The organism is Flavobacterium sp. (assembly GCF_028712645.1).
Classification (GTDB): domain Bacteria; phylum Bacteroidota; class Bacteroidia; order Flavobacteriales; family Flavobacteriaceae; genus Flavobacterium.
In genome coordinates, this window is the sequence record NZ_JAQTPQ010000255.1 from 1 (window position 1) to 4,964 (window position 4,964).

The 4,964-nt window shown below is 28.1% G+C and carries 7 protein-coding genes; 3 read left to right on the forward strand and 4 right to left on the reverse strand.

All coding sequences use genetic code 11. The features are described 5' to 3' along the window. Positions 1 to 100: 100 nt before the first annotated feature. The 4 genes from PHC28_RS15525 to PHC28_RS15540 form a co-directional block, all read right to left on the reverse strand. Complete coding sequence (locus PHC28_RS15525; RefSeq protein ID WP_300102714.1) at positions 101 to 1,099, reverse strand: type IV toxin-antitoxin system AbiEi family antitoxin; 999 nt, start codon at positions 1,097 to 1,099, stop codon at positions 101 to 103. 163 nt (positions 1,100 to 1,262) lie between these two features. Next, positions 1,263 to 2,072, reverse strand: coding sequence for an ImmA/IrrE family metallo-endopeptidase (locus PHC28_RS15530; RefSeq protein WP_300102717.1), 810 nt, complete (start codon positions 2,070 to 2,072; stop codon positions 1,263 to 1,265). Continuing rightward, positions 2,056 to 2,463, reverse strand: coding sequence for a hypothetical protein (locus PHC28_RS15535; RefSeq protein WP_300102720.1), 408 nt, complete (start codon positions 2,461 to 2,463; stop codon positions 2,056 to 2,058). Before PHC28_RS15535 ends, PHC28_RS15530 begins: the two co-directional genes overlap by 17 nt. Next, entirely contained in the window at positions 2,453 to 3,055 is a 603-nt protein-coding gene (locus PHC28_RS15540) for a hypothetical protein (protein WP_300102723.1), read from the reverse strand. The genes PHC28_RS15535 and PHC28_RS15540 overlap by 11 nt, the downstream gene beginning before the upstream one ends. A gap of 102 nt (positions 3,056 to 3,157) precedes the next feature. Here PHC28_RS15540 and PHC28_RS15545 point away from each other — a divergent pair, with 102 nt between their 5' ends. From PHC28_RS15545 to PHC28_RS15555, 3 genes are read left to right on the forward strand one after another with little or no spacing between them, the layout of a single operon-like run. Beyond that, on the forward strand, positions 3,158 to 3,472 hold the full coding sequence (locus PHC28_RS15545) for a DUF3892 domain-containing protein (RefSeq protein ID WP_300102726.1): 315 nt from the start codon (positions 3,158 to 3,160) through the stop codon (positions 3,470 to 3,472). A 5-nt stretch (positions 3,473 to 3,477) separates the two neighbouring features. Further along, positions 3,478 to 3,900 (forward strand): lecithin retinol acyltransferase family protein, encoded by a 423-nt coding sequence (locus tag PHC28_RS15550; RefSeq protein ID WP_300102730.1) that lies wholly within the window; start codon positions 3,478 to 3,480, stop codon positions 3,898 to 3,900. Continuing rightward, entirely contained in the window at positions 3,890 to 4,900 is a 1,011-nt protein-coding gene (locus PHC28_RS15555; protein ID WP_300102734.1) for a CBASS cGAMP-activated phospholipase, read from the forward strand. Before PHC28_RS15550 ends, PHC28_RS15555 begins: the two co-directional genes overlap by 11 nt. The last annotated feature ends 64 nt before the right edge of the window (positions 4,901 to 4,964 follow it).

Genomic DNA, 4,964 nt, shown 5'->3' on the forward strand with positions numbered 1-4,964 from the left:
TACTGCACTTGCCCCGATTAGATAATAAGGCACATTGAGTTTGATCATTACTTCATCAATGCAATCAAAAACTTCTTTGAAGTAAGGAATAGCTAGTTCTTTATAGGTTTGGTTCGATATATTCATCAAAAATTAATTTTGCAGTTTCTTTACACCTTTTGTCATCCGTAATCATTAAATCGGCATATACTAATTCGTTTGGAGCCGTATTTGTATTATAATCATTATCCCAAAACATATCATAAACTGCTACTTCTCCTTCGTCATCTGGCAATAGTTTATAATTTATTATCAGTTCTTTTGTTGTTTCTTTTGTATAAAGAGTGAATTTTTCTGGACGTAAATGGTTCGTTATTATATCCCCAGCAGGTTCACCTCCCCAAACTGTTTTATCGGTATTTAATTGTAATGTTCTCCAATCTTTATCTTTGTTTTGAAATCTAAATCTTTGTTTAAAAAGAGTAGCCTTTAACGTTTGTTCAAATTCTGTAATCCATTTGTTTAGTAATTCTTCGTAATTATTGATTACATATTCATTTTTGTTTAACCTTACTATTAAATTAGTTTCCAATAATCCATTTATGATTAAAGGAATGTTTCCCAATGCAACATTCGTTACTTCTGCAATTTCACGTTGTGTTTGATTGATTAATTTGGGGTTTAACAGAAAATGGAAAATTACTTTTAATCCTGTTTTAGTAAAGGCTCTATTTCCTTTTTCTTTTGGAGTTTTAGTAACTTCATTCGTATCGATATATAGAAACAAATCATCTGTATTAATATATACATTCCCATTGCTCTCAAGATAATTCACTCGATTTTCGCGAAGTTCTTTTTTTACTTTAGGATATAATTTTTCTGCCACCAATAAAAAATTGATGAATTTATTTTTATAATTAAGAATATTAAATAGTTGATGGTTTTTAACATCTTTCTTTATCTCAACAAAAAATATTTTTTGTTGATTGTTTACAATAATGTTTAATTCTCCATCAACTTCTTTATCCTTGTTATAATCAACAGTTTTCCAGTCCCAATTTAGTGGAATGTTTTTTTCTAAATTATGAATTGCATTATTTAAAATCTCTATTTCATTCATTGTAAAATCTCTTTATGTTCATTATTTTTTTATGTTCATTATTCGTGAACAAATAAAAATTATGAACAAATATATAGATTTTATAAAATAGACACAATATAATGGAAGTGTTTTTTTCTAAAAATTGAAAGTATAGAATGGAATATTAAGAAACAAAACTATCTTATTTCTCCCAAATTACACTTATAATAGTTTCATATTGCTTTGTAGGAATACAATATTCAAAGAAATCCGAATCATCTTCATCATCTTTTAACTCGAACCATATAGATTTGTAGATTTGTTGTGCTTTTTCATTGCCAGAATAAAGATATTCATAATTAGCATCTATATATTCTAATGCAACAGAATCCTCAGGAGGCGATAATTTGGTAATGTTTTTGACTTTTATCCAAAAATTATTTGATTTACTCCAATATCGTACTACACCTTTATTTACAAACACAACAAAAAGTGGATAAATATCTAGGGATAATAATCTGTAGATTATTGAAGTCAAACTAGTCTTAAATCTTATTGATAAATTTTTAACTAAATCGGGAGAAAATTTTTTTCTAAATGTTTCTTTTCTAATAAGGTCTTCAGGCATCAAAAGTTCAGATGCAAAATCGTTAGCTTCCCATTCTTGAATTCCTTTTTTTGCTTGTTGAACAGTAGTATTAAACCAATTTAAAGTATTTGAAGTTTCATTATGTGCTCCAAGATCTAATTTACTATGTAGTAAAAAATGACCTATTTCGTGAGCAATAGTAAATCTCTTTCTTTCTTCAAATTGAATTTCAGAATTAATTTTTATTAGAGTTTTAGAATTTCCTCTTACAATTTTACCATCTGAATTCTTTAGTGGTATTTCAATAAGTGTTGCTCCAAGACCGGCAACAAATATATCCATAGGTATATCTGTGATTTCTTCAAAGCCAATTTCAAGCAATAGTTCTTTAGCTTTTCTTGACCCTTTACTGTTCTTTATCATTTTCCAATTCCTCTAATAGCTCAAGTAAATTTTGATCTTTTATTATCTCTTGAATTTCTTCAATATCCAGATTTTCAAGATTTCTGTATTGAACTTGAAACTGGTTATTTTCGATTAGTCCTTTTAAATAACTTATAGGTTTATCAATATTTTTTTCAATAGCTTCACGCAAAAGACTGGATGCTTTTTCTAATAGCATAATATCTTTTTGCTTGTTCATCATTCCTTTTAATAAAAATGCTTGTTTCTTGAAATTTTTTTGAGAATGGGTCTCAATCAAATTTAAATCATATCCTTGTTCCAAAAGGATAGAATCATAAGCCGAATAATCTCCTTCAATAATTTGAGAAATTATGGCATTGTCTATTTTATTTATGAAATTATTTTTCATAATTCAATACTTTGAGTTTTTCTCTGATAACTGGCAATTTTCTTTCTAATTTTTTCTTTATGTTGGTTAATTCTGCTAGGCTTATACCAAATAAATCTGCTAAATCCTGTCGCCTCATACCATTTATAATATAAGGCTCAAATAATAATAATTCTTCATCGGTTGCACCTAATAAAATCAATTCATCGTTACAGATTGATAACATCTCCTGATAATTGGAATCATCAAACGAAAATTCTGTGTCATTATCTAAAATTTCGAATGTGGAATTCATTTTTTCTAATTCTGTCTTCAAATTATTAGAAATTACGCTATCCAATGCACTAATAATTTGTTTTCGAAAATCAGGAAATTTTTCAGGATACCAATTTCGACCGTTAATTTTAAGAAATGATTCAATTGTTTCACTAATAAAATCTTCAATCATAAGACCTCTAAAACCTTTTCCCAAATCGTATTTAATTTTAAAAACACTATTTAGTCTTACTATACAATGTTTCATCAATAGCGTATTGAATTCAGGAGTGTATACTTCTTGAATAGCCCTGCATTTTTCGTCAAATGTTGCAACTTTTCGATATTCAACTCCCATTTATATAGTAATGCTTTAATTTATCTTAAAATTTCCACAGCGATGGCAATTTATCACTTTTTCATAGCATTACAATGTATAACACAATAAAAAACATTAAAAATGACAAAATTAGCCGATTACTTTATCTCGGGAGTTTGGAAAGACAACTCCGAAAGAATCACAGATGTAATGTTACATACTGTAAACGAAAATAATTCATTTAATATGGGTGTAAAAACATCTGAATCAAATGCAATTAACTTGTTGAAATCAAAAAAAACTATTAAAACAATTACCTGGGGCTATCCTAATTGGCAGATTGGCGCATTAGTAACGGTTGTTACTATTGGAAATGTCGAATATTTAAGAACGGTCGCAAACGCTTCTGTAAAAGACAATTTAGACAATTCAATTAATATGGAACCTATAAAATAAAAAATATGAATATAGTAAAACACTTTAATTTAGAACCCGGAGACAGAATAATTATTCCAAAAAGTCTTTTAGGTTTAGTGCAACATCACGCATTGTATTTAGGGTATAATAATTTAGGACAGCATCTTATTTGTGAAAACGTGTTTGGTGTTGGTGTAAAACTAACTAGAGTAGAAGATTTTTTTTATGATGTAAAAAGTGTGACACGCATAGAAAAGTTTCAAGGAAACAATTTTGAAAGAAAACAAATAGTTCAGAAGGCATTGACTAAATTAGGTAAACCATATAGTTTGATAAACTATAATTGTGAAAGTTTCTGTAATGATATTCAGCATAATGTAATAAAAAGTCCTCAAGTATCAGCTGGATTGCTTATTGGTTTTGTTGGGTTAGTATTCGCTTTATCAAGTAGTAGTTATGGAAAATAAAACGTTTAAAATTTTATCTATTGATGGTGGTGGAATTAAAGGATTGTATAGTGCATCCATTTTAGCATCTTTTGAAAATAAAACAGGAAAAAATATTACGGATTATTTTGATATGATATGTGGTACTTCCACTGGTGGTTTAATCGCAATTGGTTTAGCCAATGGAATGAGTGCTCAATCATTAGTGGATTTATATAGTACTAAAGGTTCTAGAATATTCCCTACTTCAAATAGTTATATTATTAGAGGTTTTCAGAATTCATATAAAACTATTAAGCAAATATTTTTCTCCAATAAACATTCTGTCAAGCCTTTGAAAAAAATACTTGATGATTTGTTTGGAGATAAAACAATGGGGGATGCCAATAATTTGCTTTGTATTCCAAGTTTTAATTTAACCAATGGACAACCAAAAGTTTTTAAAAAATCTGGTAATCAAACTGAACATTTTGTAGATAAAAATATAAAACTTGTAGATATTGCATTAGCTACTTCTGCCGCTCCAAGTTATTATCCAGTTCACGAGCATAACAACTTTTTATATACTGACGGAGGTGTTTGGGCAAACAATCCCTCACTTTATGGTTTATTGGAAGCTATTGATTATTATGTTGGGGAAGGTAAAGAATATGATGATTTTAGCATTTTATCAATTTCTAGTATAACTAATCCAAACGGTTGGATATCTACTTCAAATAAATCAAAGTCAATTATTGGTTGGAAAGAAAAGATGTTTCAAACGACTTTGGATGGACAATCTTTTTTTACAGACTATTTTTTACAGAAAATTGTACCAAAAATAACTCCTAAAGGGAATTATTTTAGAATAAAATCTCCTGAATTGTCGAAAGCTCAAATGAATGTTATTACTATGGATAGAGCTGATAAAAATACACTATTAACAATACAATCACTAGGAAATCAAGTTGGCAATACATTTGCAACAAAACCTGAAATCTTGGAATTTTTCAAAACTATTAAAAATTATAAAAACACATAAATATGGCAAATTGTCACAACTTGTTTGGAGGATTTAATACCGAAATTTCTCTAACATCGAATAA